This is a genomic window from Microcoleus sp. Pol8_D6, assembly GCF_036700965.1.
Lineage (GTDB): Bacteria > Cyanobacteriota > Cyanobacteriia > Cyanobacteriales > Microcoleaceae > Microcoleus.
Genome location: NZ_JAUBPW010000016.1, coordinates 1 through 18904 on the forward strand (window position 1 = coordinate 1; position 18904 = coordinate 18904).

Genomic DNA, 18904 nt, shown 5'->3' on the forward strand with positions numbered 1-18904 from the left:
GCCGCTTTTACCAACAAGGTATGCGGGCTGCAACCCTGATTCGGTCTATCTCTTAGGCATCTTTGTCACCCCCCCAGGTCGATCGGCTAATTCTCGGTAGCCAACACCTGTATAAAGGCGGCCCCTTCGATCCAGAAGGACTGTTGAGCACTTTACCCGCAGTTGTCACAGTCCTCACAGGCTACTTTACCGGAGAATGGCTGCGCGTGCAGCCCATTAAAACCCGCACCAGTATCAACTTAGCAACCTGGGGGTTCCGTTGCATAGTAATCGGCCGTTTGTGGGGTTTTTTATTTCCGCTCAACAAACAACTTTGGACGAGTTCGTATGTAGTTTTTACTGCTGGTTGGGCCTTACTATTGCTAGCATTTTGCTACGAAACAATAGAAGTGCGGGATTGCAAATGGGGGAGGCCGTGTGAAATCATGGGATTGAATGCCATTTTCCTGTTTGTTGCTTCCGGTATTGTCGCCAGAATCCTGTTGAAAACTCATATCGGTACTGGTGAAAATGCTCCAACAACTTACACTTGGATTTATGAAAACTGGTTTGTGCCGTGGGCGGGGCCGCTGAATGGTTCCCTAGCGTTTGCCGTGACTGCGGTATTATTTTGGTGGTTCATTTTGTATGGAATGTACCGCCGTGGTTGGGCGATTAAAATTTGAGTAGTTTAGTATGTAGTGGATATAACTCTTTTCTGGCTAGCGCCTGATCCACTTGAATCGGAGTGTGCGAGGTACTAGATGCTTGAAAGGGAGACTTCCTCTGGCAAGTAGTAGCTAATGGGGCTTGACATACAAAAGCCTTTTGCGGTAAAATACACCATAAAAATTATTCTCCAAATACTATATAAAAACTTACCAATAAAGTAGTAGTCATCTAAAAAGAGAAGAGGTGAATAGTTATGGCAAGAATGATTCCTCAAAAATTATCATCAACAACTAAGAGCTACGCAGAAAAGACTCTATTCCAGATTTTTGAAAAAAATTTGAGTGATGACTACGTTGTTTTTCATGGAGCATGGTGGCAGCACATCAAATATATCGTTCAAGATAGGGAAGCTGACTTCATCATTATTCATCCCGATCGAGGAATTATTATACTAGAAGCCAAAGGAGGGCAGATCGCCTACGATCATCTGAATATGGCATGGTATCAGAACCAATACAAGATGAAGATATCTCCTTTTCAACAAGCTAGAGAAATTAAGTATAAGTTTTTGGATTTTCTCAGTAAACACGACGAATTTAAAAATAAAGATTTTTGTATTGGACAATGTGTGGCTTTTCCTGATATGGATGACGTGGCAAATAATCTACCCTCGGAAGCACCTCAAGAAATCTTACTTTTACGTCCTCAGTTAGGAAATATTAGTGGCTGGATATCTTCTGTTTTCGATTATTATAGAGCGGCAGGAAATTTTCCAAAACTTGGACAGCAGCGGACAGATTCAATCATTAACCTCATATCTCCAAGTACAGTGTTCAAAAAATATATTGTTAATGATATTGGTGAAAACAACCAAGAAATTCTTCAATTAACAGAACAGCAATTCGATATCTTGAATAATTTGTGCTTCCATTCTCAGTGCATTGTTTTGGGCTGTGCTGGTTCAGGGAAGACTCAGTTAGCCATAGAAAAAGCAAGAAGGTTATGCCAACATAAGGTTAGAACGCTCGTAATATGTAAATCTAATAACCTTTCTCTTTATCTCGCTGCTGCTTTACAAGATGAAATTACAGAGGGTTACTGTGTAGTTTATAGTTATGAAGAAATACAACCCCAAAAATCTCAGTTAACATTTGAGTATACAGCAATCATCGTTGACGAAGGACAAGACTTTGAGCAAAAGGAAATTAACGATTTGAAACAGTTGATTCCTGATGATGGAATATTCTACATTTTTCAAGATAGTAATCAAAAAATTTCAAAACATGCAAATAGATGCGCCCTTCAAGTAAACCCGACTGTCTTAAATAAAAACTGTCGAAATACTCACAAAATATTCAAACATGCTGAGAAATTTGTATCCTGTATTTATGAAAGAAAGAGTTCATTAATTGAAGGAAGAGAAGTAATACATCAGATATATGAAGAGACAGATGATATCTTTAGTCTATTAGAAAAAGATATTACCGATCTAGTGAATAAGGAGAATGTTTCTCCGGCTCAGATAGTTATATTAACTGATATGTATCCATCATCAAAGTCCTTACTTTCACAATATTCGCATATCGCTCGTTTTTATCTTAAGCCATATTCATTTTCCGATAAAGATCAAAATACTATTCATTGGTCGAATATAGGGATGTATAAGGGACTAGAAAGTGATGTTATAATGTTATTTTTTGAAAAAGAAAAGAATTTGATATTAAGTAATTGGGATATCGCAGATAGGTATGTTGGATCTACAAGAGCAAAAAGCTTGCTTGTTATTTATGAACCTCCCGATCGAGATATTGATTTTTAAGATGGGAATTTTACTGAGAATTCAAGTCTTCAGATTCATATTCTATTTCACTCTCTTCCAAAATCTCTTCAAAAGAAGCTAACCCGGGAGAATGATTTTCATATAAAGTTCCTATCTGATAAACAGCCTGTTGGATCGGTTTTGGTATGGGACGCTTTAAGTTATGAGATACAAAGTCTTGCAAATGTCGATGATCGCGGTCTCTGAACATCAGATAATAAGCATATATACAATTCAACTGCAATGCGATACAATTAATTTTCATTAACTTAGTTATATGTTCAATAATTCTATTTCGGAGTTTTTGATTCATCCCTATTCTTTCTATATAGGGTAGGCCCCCCTTTCGTGAATTAACCAGATGATGAATAATTCTAGTTTTGATAAATACATTAACAAGTTCATCATCAAATACTTTAAAAAGATATTTAAGGCTGATGTTTTGAATATCATTACTATAATTTTGTGATATAAATTTTACCAACAACCAAGAGTAATAGCTCCAATGTTTTGGGTATTTTTTGGACAATATATAAAGAGATTCCATCTGCTGACTAAATGCTTGATTTTCAAGTTTCGCGCCTAATTTAATGCCATTCAAAAAAACACAGAAGTTTTTTGCTTTATCTTCATCATCAATATCGTTTATTTTTATAACTTTCTTTGGATATTTTGAAAAATATAATTTCTCATATTGCTCACTTGCTTGTTTAGAATCAATTTCTTTAATGATTTGGGTTTTATCTAGCTTCTTTTCTTGCTTGCTTTCATTATAACTCTCTTCTTGACAGGGCATTCCATAAATCCCACTTTTATTTGAATGTTTAATGAATTTAATAATTTGTTCTTGAGCTTCTATGATTTTAGTTTTTGAAGTATTCAAATTTAGTCCTATTTTTAGAAGAAATTCTTGTAGGATTATTAACACCTTTAATGAATCACTTTTATTGTTGGTAAAAACTCTAAAATCATCTACGTATCTGCCGAAATTTATACCTAAGTTGAATAATGCTTCATCCACTTCATTAAGAAATATATTAGCTATAAAGCCTTCTGCTGAATTTCCTATCGGTATACCTTGGCTATTATATGTTTCACATAATTTTCCGTCCACCATTGAATAGTAACAAGTTTTGAATTTCAATGTCCTACTAAATAGAATCATAAAATGACTTTCATTAGTTATGTTTAGTTTCTGTGAAATTGCTGAGAGGAGATATTCATGAGATATAGAGTCATAAAAAGATGATATGTCGGTTTTCAGCAGACAAGTGCTATTTTCGACTTGGGCTAATTGCCAATTTATAAACTCTTGAAATCCTGCATAGTGAGGCCTATATAAATATCTCTTGGAAATCTTATTTTTTATATTTCTATCAAGACGATGTGAAAAACAATTGTGAACAAACGTAAAATCTAATAGTTCAGCTAATACAGATACAAAAATAAATTTGATTACTAAGTCTTTGAATGGAGTATATATCATCCTTCTGAAGAACATATCTGATTTTGGTAGATAGAATGAAAACGCAGTTTCTGGTTCATACAAACTGGGATTTTCCAGAGATGATTCAATTTCTTTAAATAATTTTTCTTTATTTTGTCTGTAGTAAGCTATTTCAATAAAGTTGCAGTAGGCATCTTCTTTGATTTGGTAGTAAATAGCATAGACATAGGCTTTTTCAAAAACTTCTCTTTTTTTAATTTGTTCAAGCCAAAAATTTTTATTCATTAGTTGGATTAATTTAAATGTTACCTATCAGCAAAGGATTCAATGGGTCAGGGCAAATCCCGAACGGCGGAGGGCATCAAGGGAAGGATTGCCGCTCGCACCTCTCATGATATGAGAAAAGGGCGATCGATCTTTCTAGCAAAACACCAGTTTAAGTTAAAATTGAAGGCATGAGCAAGTTTTTAGGCAGACTATCGCTCAGGAAATCTATATCCAAGTTGTCCGCACTTTGTCACTAACAGAGCGGCTCCGCTTGGCAGCTCTTATCCTCAACGAGTTATGGCAGCCCAATCTCGCTGTAGTCGAGCCAAGTGATACCTGGACTGAGGAAGATTGTCTCGATGTCACAACCTTTTCTTTGCAATACGCAGCTACTATCGTTCATAGCGACCCCGACATTTTAGGGGGGAATTCCTGTCTTTATCGGTACTCGCGTCCCGATGAAAATTCTGCTTGATTGTATCGAAGCTTGTGATTTGCCCTGCGGAGTTTCTAGACCATTTTGCTAGTGTCAGTGGCGAACAAGCAATTTCAGTTTTAGCAATGATACGATCGCCACATAACAAAATTTAACGTTTATTGATGTCCGCTTCCTCAACATCGATCGCCTGCGGGATCGGAAATCCGATCGCACCCCCGCCACAAATCCCTCAAATTACCGCCCCAACCCCGCCCAGCTAAAGGATTTTGCCGATTTCTCGATCGCACGCCACCGATCGCTAACTATAACTGAGCCCTAATCGCTAAAATTAAAAAAAGATACGTAATAGGCAGGCAGGCGTCAATGATCCCAACAGTTATAGAACAATCCGGTCGCGGCGAACGCGCCTTTGACATTTACTCGCGACTCCTGCGCGATCGCATCGTCTTCTTGGGCCAACAGGTTGACTCAGACTTGGCTAACCTGATCGTTGCCCAATTGCTATTTTTAGACGCCGAAGACCCGGAGAAAGATATTTACCTCTATATCAACTCCCCAGGGGGTTCGGTAACAGCAGGTATGGGCATTTTTGACACGATGAACCACATCCGCCCCGACATTTGCACTATTTGTCTCGGTTTGGCCGCCAGCATGGGCGCTTTTCTGTTGAGTGCCGGCGCTAAAGGCAAGCGGATGAGTTTGCCCCACTCCCGGATTATGATCCACCAACCTCTAGGCGGAGCTCAAGGACAAGCAACCGATATTGAAATTCAGGCCAAAGAAATTTTGTACCACAAGCGCCGCCTGAACGAACATCTTGCCAACCATACCGGTCAGCCACTTTCCCGCATTGAAGAAGATACCGAACGGGATTTCTTCATGTCGGCTGAAGAAGCAAAGGACTACGGATTAGTCGATCAAGTGATCGATCGCCGTCCTTCCGCCAGCCGCCCGATCGCCGCTGTGGTCTAAATAAAAAGTTAAAAATCAAAAATGAGGAAATACTCTTCATTTTTGATTTTTAATTTTTAACAGTCATATAGCAGTTTTCAGTCGAGTGAATTACAGATGCTGGGGCCCATGATACGCCGTCATAGTTTAGTCCTTACTGTTTTTGATACAATTGAAAACTGCTATATGTAGCTTTTTATAAAAAACATCACACCTAGAAACCCTACATAATTACTAGGGCAAAGATTCGAGATATTGCAGGAAGTCGAGCAATTCTACTTGATTTAAGAAATGGCGCGCTTCTTTGCCATAACCTTGTTTGAGATAATCTTTTCCTTGGTTGGGAGTCCAGCCCAACCGCTTGATTTCCTCAGTGGTTCTGCTGTAGATTTCCAGATATTCTAGAAAATCTACTAACTGTTCGCTAGAAAGCTCTCTCTGCGACGACTTGCCGTAATTTTGTTCGAGACAATCGCTTTCCTGTTTTTTCTTCCATTGCAGGCGTTTGAGGATGGCGTCTATTTCGGCGATCGTATCCGAATTATCCTCGATCGCATCGCTCGGAATTCCTACTGCGATCGGTTGCAATTCCCTGACTTCGGCCGCACCCTGTAGCAGTTCACTTTGGCTAGAAGTCGGTACCTCCAGTTCCTGAAGTGGTTCGCCGTAGCTAGAAGAAAGCCAAGCGTCCGAGTCTAACTGCTTTGGTACAAACCCAGTAACCTCGACGCGATCGACCGTTGGTGGCAGCGGTTCCGGTACAGGTGCGATCGGCTCTTCATTTAATTTCGCTTCAGTCTTGACAAAATTGCTTTGATGTGTTTGAGACAATTTGTCAGCAACAGGCATTTCTAGAACCGGAAGAGGAACACTTGTCGGCCCAACAGGAACCGGAACAGCAGGAGGAGGGGGAGGGGGAGGAGCAACTGGAGCAACGGAAGCAACCGGAGCAATCGGAGCAACTGGAGCAACCGGAGCCGGATCAACACTCGCGATCGCACGATCGGGCGCAGCAAATCCAAGGATAGCGATCGCTCGCAACCGGGCGCGGTCTTCAGCATCCTCAACAGACTCAGCAGCCGACATAGCCGTAACAAGAGTTTTGCCGTCAACCTGAACCAGACAGCGAACAACAAACTTACCGTGATGAACAGTCAGCAACTCACAAATTAACTGTCCAGCGGGATAAAGGGCGCGAAATTCAGCAAACATAATTTTTTGACCCCGAAACCAGAGGGGGCTTATGACTTAAGTGTAGTACAGCCCTGAGAAAACAATTTTCTGAAAGCACCTATTCAACATACAATAAATTAAAGGTGAGTCATCCGCGCAACCTTAAACGCCACTAAACCCCATGCCACATCCAGCGGTTTAAGCTAACAAGCATCGGGCGTCATTTCTACCTATAAGAGATGACACAGCAACTAAGCAAAAGTAGTAAAAGTCTCCGGTTTGCGTACCTGTACTTTCTACAGCACAGATTGCTCCCGGCCCGCTCGTTGCACCTCCGTCCGCAAGGACAGATCGCGTGCAAAAAACAGGGGCATCGCAGCGGCGAGCTACTAGCAATTTTGCCTTGATCCGGTAAGTTCTTTGCTAAAGCAAGAGGCAAGAGGCACTTCAAAAGGAAGAAGGAACAACGCAGAAGGAAACAAGGCAGAAGCGAGAAATGCACATTTTCTCCCTCTCCATCCCTCCATCGGCTCATCCTCGACTCAAGCCGTTGCTTTCAGTATCGAGCCATCTTTTAAGAACCGACAGAGGCTTTCTAATTCGCGAAGTGCTCGGCGCTGCTGACCTAAAAGCAAACAAACCAACGCTAAAAAATTGTATTGGGGAATAGCGTGCGGGACAGTTTTCTGCACCGTCAGCAGTCAGTTCAATACAGACAGCAGACAATTAGCACCAAGCCGGTGTCGGGAGAGAATCTCAAAAAAAACTCGCGATGAAACAAGGTGGCTGTGCTCGCGTCTCCACCTATCAACCCGCCCATTTGTTGGGAAGCAGGCACTGCGAGGGCCCGAGGGGGTGCGGCTGATTTCGCCAAAATTTAGACTAATTGCTGGAAACAAGAGGATCGATCGCTACATGGAATTTTCTATCGCTGCACTGCTGGCAAATTTTACAGAAGACAAATTAGTGGCCCCAAAAGCATTGGAGAAAAAACTCGACTGCAACGACGCCACCAGTCAACTCAAACTTCAAATCGCATTAGAAGCTCTAGAGAAAATTGGCATATTAGTCAAAGACAAAGGCCGCTATCGCCGAGTAGCTGAAGACGACGTAGTAGAAGCAAAACTGCGCTGTTCGAGCAAAGGATTTTGCTTTGCAATTCAAGACGCCGAAGGCTCAGAAGACGTTTACGTGCGGGAAAGTCACCTCTCGACAGCTTGGAATGGCGATCGAGTCTTAGTCAAAATCATCAAAGAAGGTAGCCGCCGCCGATCGCCCGAAGGCGAAGTCATGCTCATCCTCGAACGCGCCAACCCCTCGGTACTCGCGCGAGTCAAGCAAACCGCCACCCCCACCGGCCGCGTCAGCTACAGAGCAATCCCCCTGGACGATCGCCTGTTGTTTGAACTAGACTTGCTCGCAAATGGCACAAATCTCCAAGAGGCGATCGACCACCTAGTACACGTCGAAGTCAAACGCTACCCCCTCGGCACCCATCGGCCAGTCGGCAAAGTAGTACAGGTACTAGGTTCCGATGCCGAAGCCGCCGACGACCTCGACATCGTATGCTGCAAACACGACTTGCCGCGATCGTTCCCCGCCGCCGTCATCAAAGCAGCCGAAAATTTGCCCAGCAAAGTCAAAAAAACCGACATCAAAAAACGCCTAGATTTGCGTAACATTCTGACGGTTAGCTTCAGCAAAAACGAACCGGGAACAACCAACAGCGAAAACGATAGCCCTCGATCCCAGGAGGAAAATATCTCCGAAGGAGGAGGGGAAAACGAGTTTGATCCAACATCATTCCTGTCCGATCCGCCAGTAGAACGCGCTTTGTCGATCGAAACCCTGAAGCCCGGCCGCTGGCAAATAGGAATCCACATCAGCGACGCCGCCGAGTACGTACAGCCAGAAACCCCGATCGACCGTGAAGCCCGCAAGCGAGGCACCGCCGCCCATCTGGGAGAAAAAATCATCGCCGTATTGCCAGAAACCCTCAACGAGCGCTGCTCCCTGCTGCCAGACACAGAACGGCTGGCCTTCAGCATACTGCTCACCCTCGACCAATCAGGAGAACTCCTAGAATACGAAATTCAAACTAGCGTCATTCAAATTGACTACCACCTCACCTACGAGCAAGCTCAAGCAATTCTCGAACCAAGCAATGCCCAAGAGCACCCTTTATCTTCCGCCCTCCGTCCTTTCCTCGATCAAATCGGGGCCGCCTCACAGGCAGCCAGACAGACAAGGCTCAAGCGAGGAGCTTTTGAACTAAATTTGCCTGATGCTAACTCTCACTTCGACGACGAAGGCGAATTAGGAGCTTTTGCAACAGCTCCCCCCGTTCAGTCGGCTGTCTCCGAGTTGGTCGTACTCGCCAACCAAGCTGTCGCCACCCACCTGCAAGCCTTGGGAGTCCCAGCAATTTACCGTGTCCAGCCGATGCCAGATCCGGCAGACATTCAAGAGTTCATCAAACTCTCGAACAACCTCGGAGGCGAACTGTATCTCGAAACCGAAGAAGAAGTTTTGCCCTTAGACTTTCAGCGATTTACCCAGCAGTTTGCCGGTCTTAAGTCCGAAAGAGTTCTCACCTACCTGCTCGAAGACACCATGAAGCCCGCTGTTTACAGCACCACTGCCAAGCCGCACTTCGGTTTGGGGCTGTCAGAGGGTTACACACGGTGCACTTCGCCGCTTTCCCGCTACGCCGATTTGCTGGTGCTGCGGGTGTTGCAAGCGGTGTTCGAGCAAGGGCGCAGCAGCCGCACAACACGGGCTAAGGAAAAAGTTGACTTGCACCATTCCTCCTGTCACGGTCAAATTACTTGGAATGTTCTCCCCCCAGATTTGCACCACGAATTTGAGACAGAGTTTGCATCGGTCGTGGTACACCTGACGGAACGCGAAAGGGTTGCTGAGGATGCCGAAAGCGATTTGCAGGGATTGAAGAAAACCGGATTGATGAAAGAACGCACTGGGCAAACTTTCCAGGGTTTAATTACAGGTGTGCAGTCTTACGGTTTCTTTGTGGAAATTGAGGTGCGGCCACCGGAGAGCGACATCCTGCGTGTTGAGGGATTGGTGCACGTTTCTTCGCTGAAGGATGATTGGTACGAATATCGATCGCGCCAGCAAACTCTGGTGGGTCGCAAAAACCGCAATCAGTACCGTTTGGGCGATCGGGTGGAAGTTCAAGTCAAGAGTGTGGATTACTACCGCCAGCAAATTGATTTAGTTGCAGTTGGGGGCGGCAGCCAAGCTTTTGACGATGATGAATAATCTGTTGACAGTTGACAGTTGACAGTTAACTTTTCTCAATACTTAGTTGTCATTATCGGGCAACTAAGTATTAAAAAGTGGGCGCCCAACTATACTCAGCAATCATCAATAAACAATTAATGACTAATATCCAATCCGGTAGCATTTATATAATTAATCTGCGTTAATCTGTGTTAATCTGCCTGTATCTGCGGTGAAAAGAAGAGAATTTGTTAGCCGCAGATGACAAGGGATAGACGCTGATTCACGCAAATTAACAGAAGAGAGATATGAATAATTCCAATGCTAAGAAATTTGAGCTAACAACTAATTACTAACAACACTCAAGCGTCAACTAACAAATAACTAATGACGAATAACTACCCTCTCATTGTAGGAGTTACTGGTGCATCGGGACTGATTTATGCGGTGCGAACTCTCAAATATTTGTTGGAAGCCGATCGCGCGATCGAACTGGTAGCATCGAAATCTACTTACATGGTTTGGCAAAGCGAACAGAACACGCGAATGCCCGCCGAACCGACGCTTCAAGAGGAATTCTGGCGAGAACAAGCAGGAGTCGCCACAATGGGTAAACTTCGGTGTCATCCTTGGCAAGATGTCGGTGCTAATATTGCTAGTGGCTCCTTTCGTACCCAAGGGATGATCATTATTCCCTGTAGCATGAGTACGCTGGGCAAATTGGCTGCTGGCTTGAGCTCGGATTTGCTTGAAAGAGCGGCCGACGTTCAGCTCAAGGAAGGGCGAAAATTGGTACTCGTGCCTCGCGAAACGCCTTTTAGCTTGATTCACCTGCGGAATTTGACTACCTTGGCGGAAGCTGGAGCTAGAATTGTACCAGCGATTCCTGCTTGGTATCACAATCCGCAAACTATTGAAGATTTGGTAGACTTTGTGGTGGCTCGCGCTTTAGACCAGTTGGGGATTGATTGCGTTCCTCTCAAACGCTGGAAGGAAGAAGAAGGGAGTTAGTTGACAGTTGACAGTTGACAGTTGACAGTTTGTTATTTGTTATTGATGATTTGTTAGTTTTAATTAGCAATTCCCAATTAGCAATTCCCAATTACCAATTACCAATATTTTTAATATGCGACTTGTATTTTTGCTAGTAATTGTGTTGGGGTTAACTATTTTTGCCCTGCAAAATGTGGAGCCAGCATTGTCTCTGGTATTTTTGGGAGTTCGATCGCCTGCTTTGCCTTTATCTATCTGGATTTTGCTGAGCATGGCGGTGGGAGCTCTCACATCTTTATTGATTTCTGGTTTGCTGGCTTTTTCAAATTACCTATCTCTAACGGCAGACCGCGCAGGCAGATCCAGTCGCAGCCGTCCCGATACTTTCCCAGAGGACAGGAGAACGCCTTACACGCCGCCTCCCCCTCCTCGAAAGATGGAAATTGACCCGGATCTGAATAGGGAAAATAGCCAAACTCAGGCTGCTGGTTCCTACCGAACTGAGTACGGCTCGTCGGCGGGTTACAGTGCCCGGACTTTCCAGCAAGAAACTCCGAACCCTGATGGGGCGAAGGATTACGCTCAACCGGGGACTTATGCAGCAGACGATGAGGACGATTGGGTCTCAGATAACTCAAAATCCGGCTCTCAAGGGGGTGATGACGATTGGGGGGACGATCACGATTTTTCCGATCAACCGCAGGTCAATGATGTTCCAGCGGCAAATCCGAGGGCTTATGAAGCTCAGCAGGAACCGAAAAGCAAGTCTTGGGCTGGCTCAGTATATTCTTACGGCTATAGAGATCCGAGCCAGTCTGGGGTGGGACAAACTGAGTCTGTATACGATGCCGAGTATCGGGTGATTGTTCCTCCGGGAGGGGACATTCCTAAACCCGCTGATGAAGCACCAATAAATCCTCTTGCAGAAGCAGATGAGGATTGGGGATTGGATGAGGGTGATGAGTTTGATGACGATGATGGCCTCAGTGGCAGATCGATTAACCTGAAAAAATAGAAAAATATCGGAGGATTTGGCAGTGGATGGGTTGAGGGGAGTAAATATCTATCTTGTGGGGATGATGGGTGCGGGGAAAACAACGGTAGGGCGGATTTTGGCAAAAAAATTAAAATACCGTTTTTTTGATACTGATGAACTAATTGTTCGAGTTGCTAATCAGTCAATTGCTGAGATTTTTAATCGAGAAGGGGAAGAGGCTTTTCGGGAACTAGAAACTAAAGTGCTCGGCGAATTGTCTGCGTATCAAAATTCGGTGGTGGCTACGGGCGGTGGGATTGTGACGCGACCGATGAATTGGGGTTACTTGCACTATGGTGTAGTAGTTTGGCTGGATGTGCCTGTAGATCAATTGTACGATCGACTGCGTTCAGACACCGCTCGACCCCTACTGCAGGAGGGCGAGATCAAATCTAAGCTGCAAAGCCTTTTGAAAGAGCGAGAGCGTTTCTACACTCAAGCAGATGTCCGAGTCTATGCTGGTGTCGGGGAAAGGCCTGAAGCAGTGGCGACTAGGGCGATGGAGGAAATCCAAAAAGTTATCAAATCAGAAACCGGGCCTGATCTCAATTGATACATTCAGAAACCGGGTTTGTGGAAAAATAACAGGTTTTTGAAGGCTTTTGATATTAGTTCCCAAAAATAATGCAAGCCTAAGCAAGCTCCAAAACACCAGCTTCATCAGTTATTCCCCAAATCTAAAATCTAAAATCTAAAATCTAAAATTGTATGACTTCGGTAAAAATACTGATTTTTGTCTGAGTGTGTCCGTTTCACTACCCCATATTTTGAAATTCACCGGGTTTGAGTGGATGTAATGCGTAAGTTTTATAGGTATGAGGATGTGGCGATGCGGAGATTTTATACAAGAACTAATGCCAGAATCATCTGATTCGTTAAAGCCGGCTATTGAGTTATCCCTAAAAATAAAATGGCCCCACCGCTGAAGGGCTGTAGGGCGCAAGGACAGTTAAACGCTAACTTGATTGTCGGGAAATTTAGCATCAATGATACCCTGCTATGTGACGATTTTACGATCGTCCATTCCCTCATCAACTATCCCGTATCAAAAAATGTAACCCAGCACTGATCGAATTCAACCTGTTCTATTCTAAAAACAATACCTCATGCATTCTGACTAGCAGCTCCCGAAAGCTGCTTTTTTATTGCGATAAGTTTTTGGCTGCGGGACTTCCGGGATCTTGGCAATAACATTTTGAGCAAAAGTCGCTACAGTTCAATACAACCCTAGGGGTTTTCAGTTCCACTCCCGGTTTGTCGGTAATTAGTAATTGGTAATTAGTAATTGGGAATTAGTAACCCCCAACGGGGAATCGGCAATTGAGAGGCTGTAACTCACCAGGCTTGAAAACTGCTATGATTACGGCGCGGAACGGGGGATTAATCCGGGGGTGGGGGATTGAAAAAAAATAAGCTGTATTTATTGATGGGCGATGTGATAGTTTTTGGCTAAATATCAGTTGCGAGTTATAGAATTTGGTTGGATGAATTTCCCGTTCCTCATTAAGAGAATACGAGCCTGCCTGTTTTTAACCAAAACTCCAGAGTTCCGCCCAGCGCCACACCTGTTAAAGAAATGGTAGCTAATACCGCAAAAGCCCGCCAATTCTTCCAACCAGATATTTGAATATCGAGTCTTGCCAAAGCTCCGGCTGAAATCAAGAGTAAACAAGTAGCAAAAAGGTGCAGCCAAGCAAAAACTACCACTGCCACAAAAGCTCCTACAATAATAGAAAGAAAAGCACCGATATCACTCGAAAACCACCGCATGATTAATGCTTTTATGTCTCTCAGCGGGAACGACAAGGCGGCCGCCAACACTAGAATTGAAGCTATGGCTAGAAACCAAGTCAGGTGCGGGGGAACATCAAACTCTGATAATTTCCAGCCAAAAGTGAAATAAGTAACAAAAAGTAGAGTTAGGGAAACCCAAGAGTTTTTTTTCATCCAATGGCACAATTAGGAGAACCAGGGAAAAAAGATGATGCTTCCGATGAGTGTGTACAGTTTCTAGAGGTTAGTAGAAATAGCTTGCACCGGACAAGTAGGGATGCACTGCTCGCAAACGATACACCGCGATCGAGCAAAACTTAGTTTAAAGCTTTCTGGGTCAATGGTCAAGGCTTCCGTCGGGCAAACTCCCGTACACAAACCGCAGTGAACACAGCTATCTTCGTCTATGAGTATTTCCCGACTGGCTAGGGAAACGCCGATATTTTGCGATCGCATCCAGTCGATCGCCGCTTCTAGTTGGTCGATATCCCCTGATAACTCTAGCACAAGTTTGCCCACTTGATTCGGAGCTACCTGAGCACGGATAATGTTGGCTGCAACATTAAAATCTTTTGCCAGTCGATAGGTGACAGGCATTTGGATCGATCGTTGGGGAAACGTCAGTGTTACCCGTTTTTTCACCCTGCAAGTCCTCGGTAATTTACAAACAATCTTTGTTATCTTATGTTTTAGCGCACTTAATCTAATTACTGCCTTTAGCACAAATTTTTATGAAATGGGTCTGATTATCTCAAAATGTGCTATAATCTGAATCTATTATTTAAAATAAAAACATAGAAATCAAAGCGCAATTTATTTTATGACCCAGAATTCGCCCAAGTCAACGGTCGCCCCCGTCGCCAAAAATCCCGAAACAAAAGTCGCCACGCGCCTCAGAAACTTATTGATCGTGTTAACAGCGATCGCCCTTTCAATATCCATCTTCTTCGGGCTGCAAACCCAAACGCCGTCAAGCAGTCTCACCGACATGGCAAAAGCTTCAACGCCATTAGAAACAGCTTTGGTAAATGGGAAACCGACACTCATGGAATTTTATGCTAATTGGTGCGGTAGCTGTCAGGCAATGGCTAACGATTTGAGCGAAATTAAACAGAAATACGCCGAACCGCTAAATTTTGTGATGCTGAATGTAGACAATGACAAATGGCTCCCAGAAATCACCAAATATCGAGTAGACGGCATTCCGCACTTTGTCTACTTGAACGATAAAGGCAGCGCCGTTGCTGAAACGATGGGCGAAATGCCGCGCAGTATTATGGAAGCTAACTTAGAAGCTTTAATTGCAGGAAAACCTCTGCCACACGCCCAAGCTGGCGGTCAAGTTTCTAATTTTACTCCCCCCACAGGGCCTGTCAAAACAAGTAGCTCCGACCCCCGCGTCCACGGCTCTCAAGTACAGTAAAAGAAGGAAGTTCGGCAACGGATTCGCTCGACGGATTTAACTGATGTCAGGAAGAAGGAAGAAGGAAGAAGGAAGAAGGAAGAGAGAAAAGGGAAGAAGACTTTAGGAACAGGCAAGATGCCTGTTCCACAAGAAAGTTTATTTGTTGTGGAACAGGCATCTTGCTTGTTCCTGATGGCGATAAGTTACAGAGATTCAAAATCCCCTCGCAATTTCTGCCAATCTGCATTTTGGGCGATCGACTACCTCTAAAGGAATATTCAAAAAAACATTTTTGACAATTTATTAAAATTTATTATACTACTTGTCAGGTGCAGAGCGTAAATATTCTCTCACTGCCTATACAAAATAAAGCCTGAGCGAAAACAATTTGGTCGCCAGCCCCGCGATTCATTCATTTGCAGGCTGGCTGACTGGGTAAACTTTTCAATTCAAAAATCTAAAATCTAAAATCAAATGACCCCCGACAAACCCGGATTCAGCATTAGCGCGATCGCCATCCGTCGCCACATCGGCACCCTCATGCTGACAGTTGCGATTATAGTCGTGGGCATTTTCTACATCACCCAACTGCCCGTTGACTTGCTGCCCTCCATCACCTATCCCCGCATCAGCGTGCGCTTAGACGCCCCCGGAGTCTCGCCAGAAGTTGCAGTTGACGAAATTACCCGCCCCCTCGAACAAGGGCTTTCAGCGACAGAAGGAGTCACGCAAGTTTTTTCCCGCACCCGCGAAGGACAAGTCAGCGTCGATTTATTTTTCCGACCAGGGGGCGACATCAACCAAGCCCTCAACGACGCGACAGCCTCCGTCAACCGAATTCGCAACCGACTTCCCGATACAGTTGAATCGCCCAGTCTGTTTAAATTTGACCCTTCTCAACAGCCGGTTTACGAATTTGCCCTGACTTCAGACTCGCGACAAGGGGTAGATTTGCGGGTATTTGCCGATGAAGAATTAGCCAGGGAAATTAACGTTATTCCCGGAGTAGCTTCGGTTGACGTTTCCGGCGGCGTTCAAGAAGAAATTCAGGTTAATATTGACCTGAATCGGCTGCAAAGTTTAGGAGTTAATCTTAATGACGTTTTTAATGCTTTGCGCGATCGCAATTTAGACACTTCCGGCGGCCGCCTGCGGCAAGAATCTAACGAACCGCTGACGCGCACAATCGGTCGCTTTAGAACAGCCTCTGAAATCGCCAATCTTTCCTTTCAAGTATCCGGTTCCAACCCGCCAAAACGAGTTTACGTGCGAGATTTTGCTCAAGTCAATGACGGCACGGAAGAACAGCGAGTCAAAGTTTTTCTCAATCAAAAACCAGCCGTTAAAATTAGCATCTTAAAACAGCCGGACGCCAACACAATTACTGTTGTAGATGGAGTTAAAAATCGCATCAAAGAAATGCAGCAGTCCGGCTTAATTTCTGCAGACATGACCGTAGTTACTACCTTAGACGAATCCCGATTTATCCGCAATTCCTTAGCGGATGTGGCGAATGCGGGGGTTTCAGGCGCAGTGCTGGCTGCGATCGCAGTTTTGTTCTTTTTAGGTTCTCTCAGACAAACGCTGATTATTTCTCTGACTATTCCCCTGTGTACTCTAGCAGCCATTATTTTAATGCGGCTGTTCGGCTTGTCGCTGAACTTGTTTAGTTTAGGCGGTTTAGCGTTAGGAATCGGTCAGGCTATCGACACCAGCGTAGTTATTTTAGAAAATATTGTAGTCGGTCTAGACAGCAACCCTCATCTGAAAAAAGGCAGAATCAAAGATCGAAAAGAACGCACGATAGAAGAGTCAGTATTGCGGAGTGAAGAAGTAGAATCAGCAATGGTTGCTTCCACAGCAGCCAACTTAGTATCAGTGCTGCCATTTTTGCTTATCGGCGGCTTCTTTTCTCTGCTATTTAACGAATTAATTTTGACAATTAGCTTTGCAGTAGCAGCATCTCTGCTAGTAGCTTTAACGGTAGTGCCGATGCTGACTTCTCGCCTGATGGGAATGTCTTATTCCAGCAATATCAGTCAGTTCGGGCCGATCAAACATTTCAACCGCGGCTTTGAAAACGGTACGCGGGCTTACGGTTCGATGCTGTCAAAAGTTCTGAGTTTGCGGTTAATTATCATTGGACTTGCTTTTGTGATTTTAGGCGGTGGCACTTGGGTGATGGCGGGTCAAATTCCCCAAGAAATTTTGCCGAGAGTTAATACAAGTCAAGCCAGATTATTTGCTTCGTTTCCTCCGGGGACTAACTTGGAAACCAATCAAAAAGTGATTGCAGCAGCCGATAAACTTCTACTAGAACAGCCAGAAACAGAGTACACTTTAACGACAGCAGGGGGGCTGCTTTTCGGGAACAATACGGTGGAAAATTTGCTCAGGGGAAGCAGCACAATTACCCTAAAACCAGGTACGAATACTACCGATTTTACGGAAAGAATGACTGAGGAATTTAAAAAACTTGACCTTCCTAAAGGAACTCGTCTGCGGCTAGTGCCAGAATCGATTAGGGGTTTAGTTTTAACTAATTCTCCCGTACGGGGTGGCGAAATTGATGTCGTGGTTCAGGGGGAAACTGAAGAATCATTGCAGGAAGCCGGCCGTCAGATATTAAAAGAATTAGATGAGAAGGTAAAATTAGCCCGGTTTCGGCCGGAGGCAGACGCGCCGCAGTCAGAGGTACAAATTCGTCCTGACTGGGAAAGGGCCGCTGTGTACGGGCTGACAGCCCAAGATATTGGGGAGACAATTCAGACAGCAATTGAAGGTGCTGTTCCCACTCAGTTGCAGCGGGGAAACCGATTAATAGATGTGCGGGTGCAGTTCGATCGCAATTCTGTAAAAAATACTTCCCAACTCGGACAAATTCCCTTATCTGGCGGCAATAATACCATCATCCGTTTAAGCGACGTAGCCAATATTGCGATCGGCAAAGCGCCGGCAGAAATTCAGCGCCTCAATCAGCGCCAAGTTTTCTTAGTTGTCGGAAACTTGAATAAGGGTGCAAGTCTCGGCGATGCTGTCCAGCAAGTCGATGCAGTTTTATCAGAACTGAAGTTGCCGCGAGGAGTAAGAATTCTGCCGAGTTCGGCTGCTGAAACTAATGAACAATTGCAAACTTCTCTCAAGCTGTTGGGAGGGTTGGCGACTTTTTTAGTGTTTGTAGCGATGGCGGTGCAGTACAATTCTTTGGTCGATCCGCTGGTGATTTTGCTGACAGTGCCACTGGCGTTGGCGGCGGGAGTATTCGGGCTTTATGTGACCAAAACTGCGATCGGTGCGACGGTGATGATCGGTGCAATTTTGCTCGTGGGAATTGTGGTGAACAACGGCATCATTATGATTGAGTTGGCGAACCAAATTCTGGAAGATGAAGGAGTCGATCGCACAACAGCAATTCTCAGGGCGGCACCTCAGCGCTTGCGACCGATTTTGATGACAACTATTACTACAGTTTTGGGTTTGTTTCCCCTAGCTTTGGGTATTGGAGAAGGTTCGGAGTTTCTGCAACCTTTGGGTGTGGTGGTATTTTCCGGTTTGTCGCTGGCGACGCTGCTGACGCTGTTTATTATTCCGTGTTTCTATATTTTACTGCACGACTTCTTCGGGATGTTTGCAGGGAATAAGAAACCGCAGGCGGTTGCTATTCCTGTGCAGAAGGCGGGGAGAAAGAATGCGAATTTGTAAAATGT

The 18904-nt window shown here is 44.5% G+C and carries 14 protein-coding genes and 1 pseudogene; 11 read left to right on the top strand and 4 right to left on the bottom strand.

The window, feature by feature from the left end:
- Positions 1–77: 77 nt before the first annotated feature.
- Positions 78–665: pseudogene (locus QUA10_RS09095) on the top strand (acyltransferase family protein); the annotation flags it as partial.
- A 239-nt stretch (positions 666–904) separates the two neighbouring features.
- Positions 905–2470, top strand: coding sequence for an NERD domain-containing protein (locus QUA10_RS09100; protein ID WP_333082542.1), 1566 nt, complete (start codon positions 905–907; stop codon positions 2468–2470).
- 10 nt (positions 2471–2480) lie between these two features.
- Here the strand turns inward: QUA10_RS09100 and QUA10_RS09105 are convergent, their stop codons facing one another.
- Entirely contained in the window at positions 2481–4202 is a 1722-nt protein-coding gene (locus QUA10_RS09105; RefSeq protein WP_333082544.1) for an RNA-directed DNA polymerase, read from the bottom strand.
- 229 nt (positions 4203–4431) lie between these two features.
- On the opposite strand from QUA10_RS09105, the gene QUA10_RS09110 reads away from it, so the two are divergent.
- Together QUA10_RS09110 and clpP are read left to right on the top strand one after the other, a co-directional pair.
- Positions 4432–4659: a hypothetical protein gene (locus QUA10_RS09110; RefSeq protein WP_333086224.1), complete on the top strand. Its 228-nt coding sequence runs from the start codon at positions 4432–4434 to the stop codon at positions 4657–4659.
- Between the two features lie 327 nt (positions 4660–4986).
- Positions 4987–5595 (top strand): ATP-dependent Clp endopeptidase proteolytic subunit ClpP, encoded by a 609-nt coding sequence (gene clpP, locus QUA10_RS09115; protein WP_006635758.1) that lies wholly within the window; start codon positions 4987–4989, stop codon positions 5593–5595.
- A 213-nt stretch (positions 5596–5808) separates the two neighbouring features.
- Here the strand turns inward: clpP and QUA10_RS09120 are convergent, their stop codons facing one another.
- A complete protein-coding gene (locus tag QUA10_RS09120) occupies positions 5809–6786 on the bottom strand; it encodes a hypothetical protein (protein WP_333082546.1) in 978 nt (325 codons plus the stop codon).
- Positions 6787–7662: 876 nt separating this feature from the next.
- Between QUA10_RS09120 and QUA10_RS09125 the strand changes: the two genes are divergently transcribed.
- From QUA10_RS09125 to QUA10_RS09140, 4 genes are all read left to right on the top strand, one after another.
- Entirely contained in the window at positions 7663–10029 is a 2367-nt protein-coding gene (locus QUA10_RS09125; RefSeq protein WP_333082547.1) for a ribonuclease R family protein, read from the top strand.
- Positions 10030–10377: 348 nt separating this feature from the next.
- Positions 10378–11001 carry a flavin prenyltransferase UbiX gene (locus QUA10_RS09130; protein WP_333082548.1) on the top strand — a complete coding sequence of 208 codons (624 nt, stop codon included), beginning with the start codon at positions 10378–10380 and terminating at the stop codon, positions 10999–11001.
- Between the two features lie 115 nt (positions 11002–11116).
- On the top strand, positions 11117–11998 hold the full coding sequence (locus tag QUA10_RS09135) for a LapA family protein (protein WP_333082549.1): 882 nt from the start codon (positions 11117–11119) through the stop codon (positions 11996–11998).
- Positions 11999–12020: 22 nt separating this feature from the next.
- Complete coding sequence (locus tag QUA10_RS09140; protein WP_333082550.1) at positions 12021–12572, top strand: shikimate kinase; 552 nt, start codon at positions 12021–12023, stop codon at positions 12570–12572.
- A gap of 950 nt (positions 12573–13522) precedes the next feature.
- On the opposite strand, the gene QUA10_RS09145 is transcribed toward QUA10_RS09140, so the two are convergent.
- Together QUA10_RS09145 and QUA10_RS09150 are read right to left on the bottom strand one after the other, a co-directional pair.
- Positions 13523–13966: a hypothetical protein gene (locus QUA10_RS09145; protein ID WP_333082551.1), complete on the bottom strand. Its 444-nt coding sequence runs from the start codon at positions 13964–13966 to the stop codon at positions 13523–13525.
- Positions 13967–14029: 63 nt separating this feature from the next.
- Entirely contained in the window at positions 14030–14434 is a 405-nt protein-coding gene (locus QUA10_RS09150; protein WP_333082552.1) for an NIL domain-containing protein, read from the bottom strand.
- 178 nt (positions 14435–14612) lie between these two features.
- Between QUA10_RS09150 and QUA10_RS09155 the strand changes: the two genes are divergently transcribed.
- From QUA10_RS09155 to QUA10_RS09165, 3 genes are all read left to right on the top strand, one after another.
- The gene (locus QUA10_RS09155) at positions 14613–15215 is read left to right on the top strand and encodes a thioredoxin family protein (protein WP_333082553.1); all 603 of its coding nucleotides are present in this window, start codon (positions 14613–14615) and stop codon (positions 15213–15215) included.
- A 117-nt stretch (positions 15216–15332) separates the two neighbouring features.
- Complete coding sequence (locus QUA10_RS09160; RefSeq protein ID WP_333082554.1) at positions 15333–15467, top strand: hypothetical protein; 135 nt, start codon at positions 15333–15335, stop codon at positions 15465–15467.
- 204 nt (positions 15468–15671) lie between these two features.
- Positions 15672–18899: an efflux RND transporter permease subunit gene (locus QUA10_RS09165; protein WP_333082555.1), complete on the top strand. Its 3228-nt coding sequence runs from the start codon at positions 15672–15674 to the stop codon at positions 18897–18899.
- Positions 18900–18904 lie beyond the last annotated feature (5 nt).

Excerpts from the sequence above, each read along its gene's own strand:
- QUA10_RS09100 (WP_333082542.1), top strand. The coding sequence starts at position 905 with ATGGCAAGAATGATTCCTCAAAAATTATCATCAACAACTAAGAGCTAC.
- QUA10_RS09105 (WP_333082544.1), bottom strand. The coding sequence starts at position 4,202 with ATGAATAAAAATTTTTGGCTTGAACAAATTAAAAAAAGAGAAGTTTTT.
- clpP (WP_006635758.1), top strand. The coding sequence starts at position 4,987 with ATGATCCCAACAGTTATAGAACAATCCGGTCGCGGCGAACGCGCCTTT.
- QUA10_RS09120 (WP_333082546.1), bottom strand. The coding sequence starts at position 6,786 with ATGTTTGCTGAATTTCGCGCCCTTTATCCCGCTGGACAGTTAATTTGT.
- QUA10_RS09125 (WP_333082547.1), top strand. The coding sequence starts at position 7,663 with ATGGAATTTTCTATCGCTGCACTGCTGGCAAATTTTACAGAAGACAAA.
- QUA10_RS09130 (WP_333082548.1), top strand. The coding sequence starts at position 10,378 with ATGACGAATAACTACCCTCTCATTGTAGGAGTTACTGGTGCATCGGGA.
- QUA10_RS09135 (WP_333082549.1), top strand. The coding sequence starts at position 11,117 with ATGCGACTTGTATTTTTGCTAGTAATTGTGTTGGGGTTAACTATTTTT.
- QUA10_RS09145 (WP_333082551.1), bottom strand. The coding sequence starts at position 13,966 with ATGAAAAAAAACTCTTGGGTTTCCCTAACTCTACTTTTTGTTACTTAT.
- QUA10_RS09155 (WP_333082553.1), top strand. The coding sequence starts at position 14,613 with ATGACCCAGAATTCGCCCAAGTCAACGGTCGCCCCCGTCGCCAAAAAT.
- QUA10_RS09160 (WP_333082554.1), top strand. The coding sequence starts at position 15,333 with ATGCCTGTTCCACAAGAAAGTTTATTTGTTGTGGAACAGGCATCTTGC.
- QUA10_RS09165 (WP_333082555.1), top strand. The coding sequence starts at position 15,672 with ATGACCCCCGACAAACCCGGATTCAGCATTAGCGCGATCGCCATCCGT.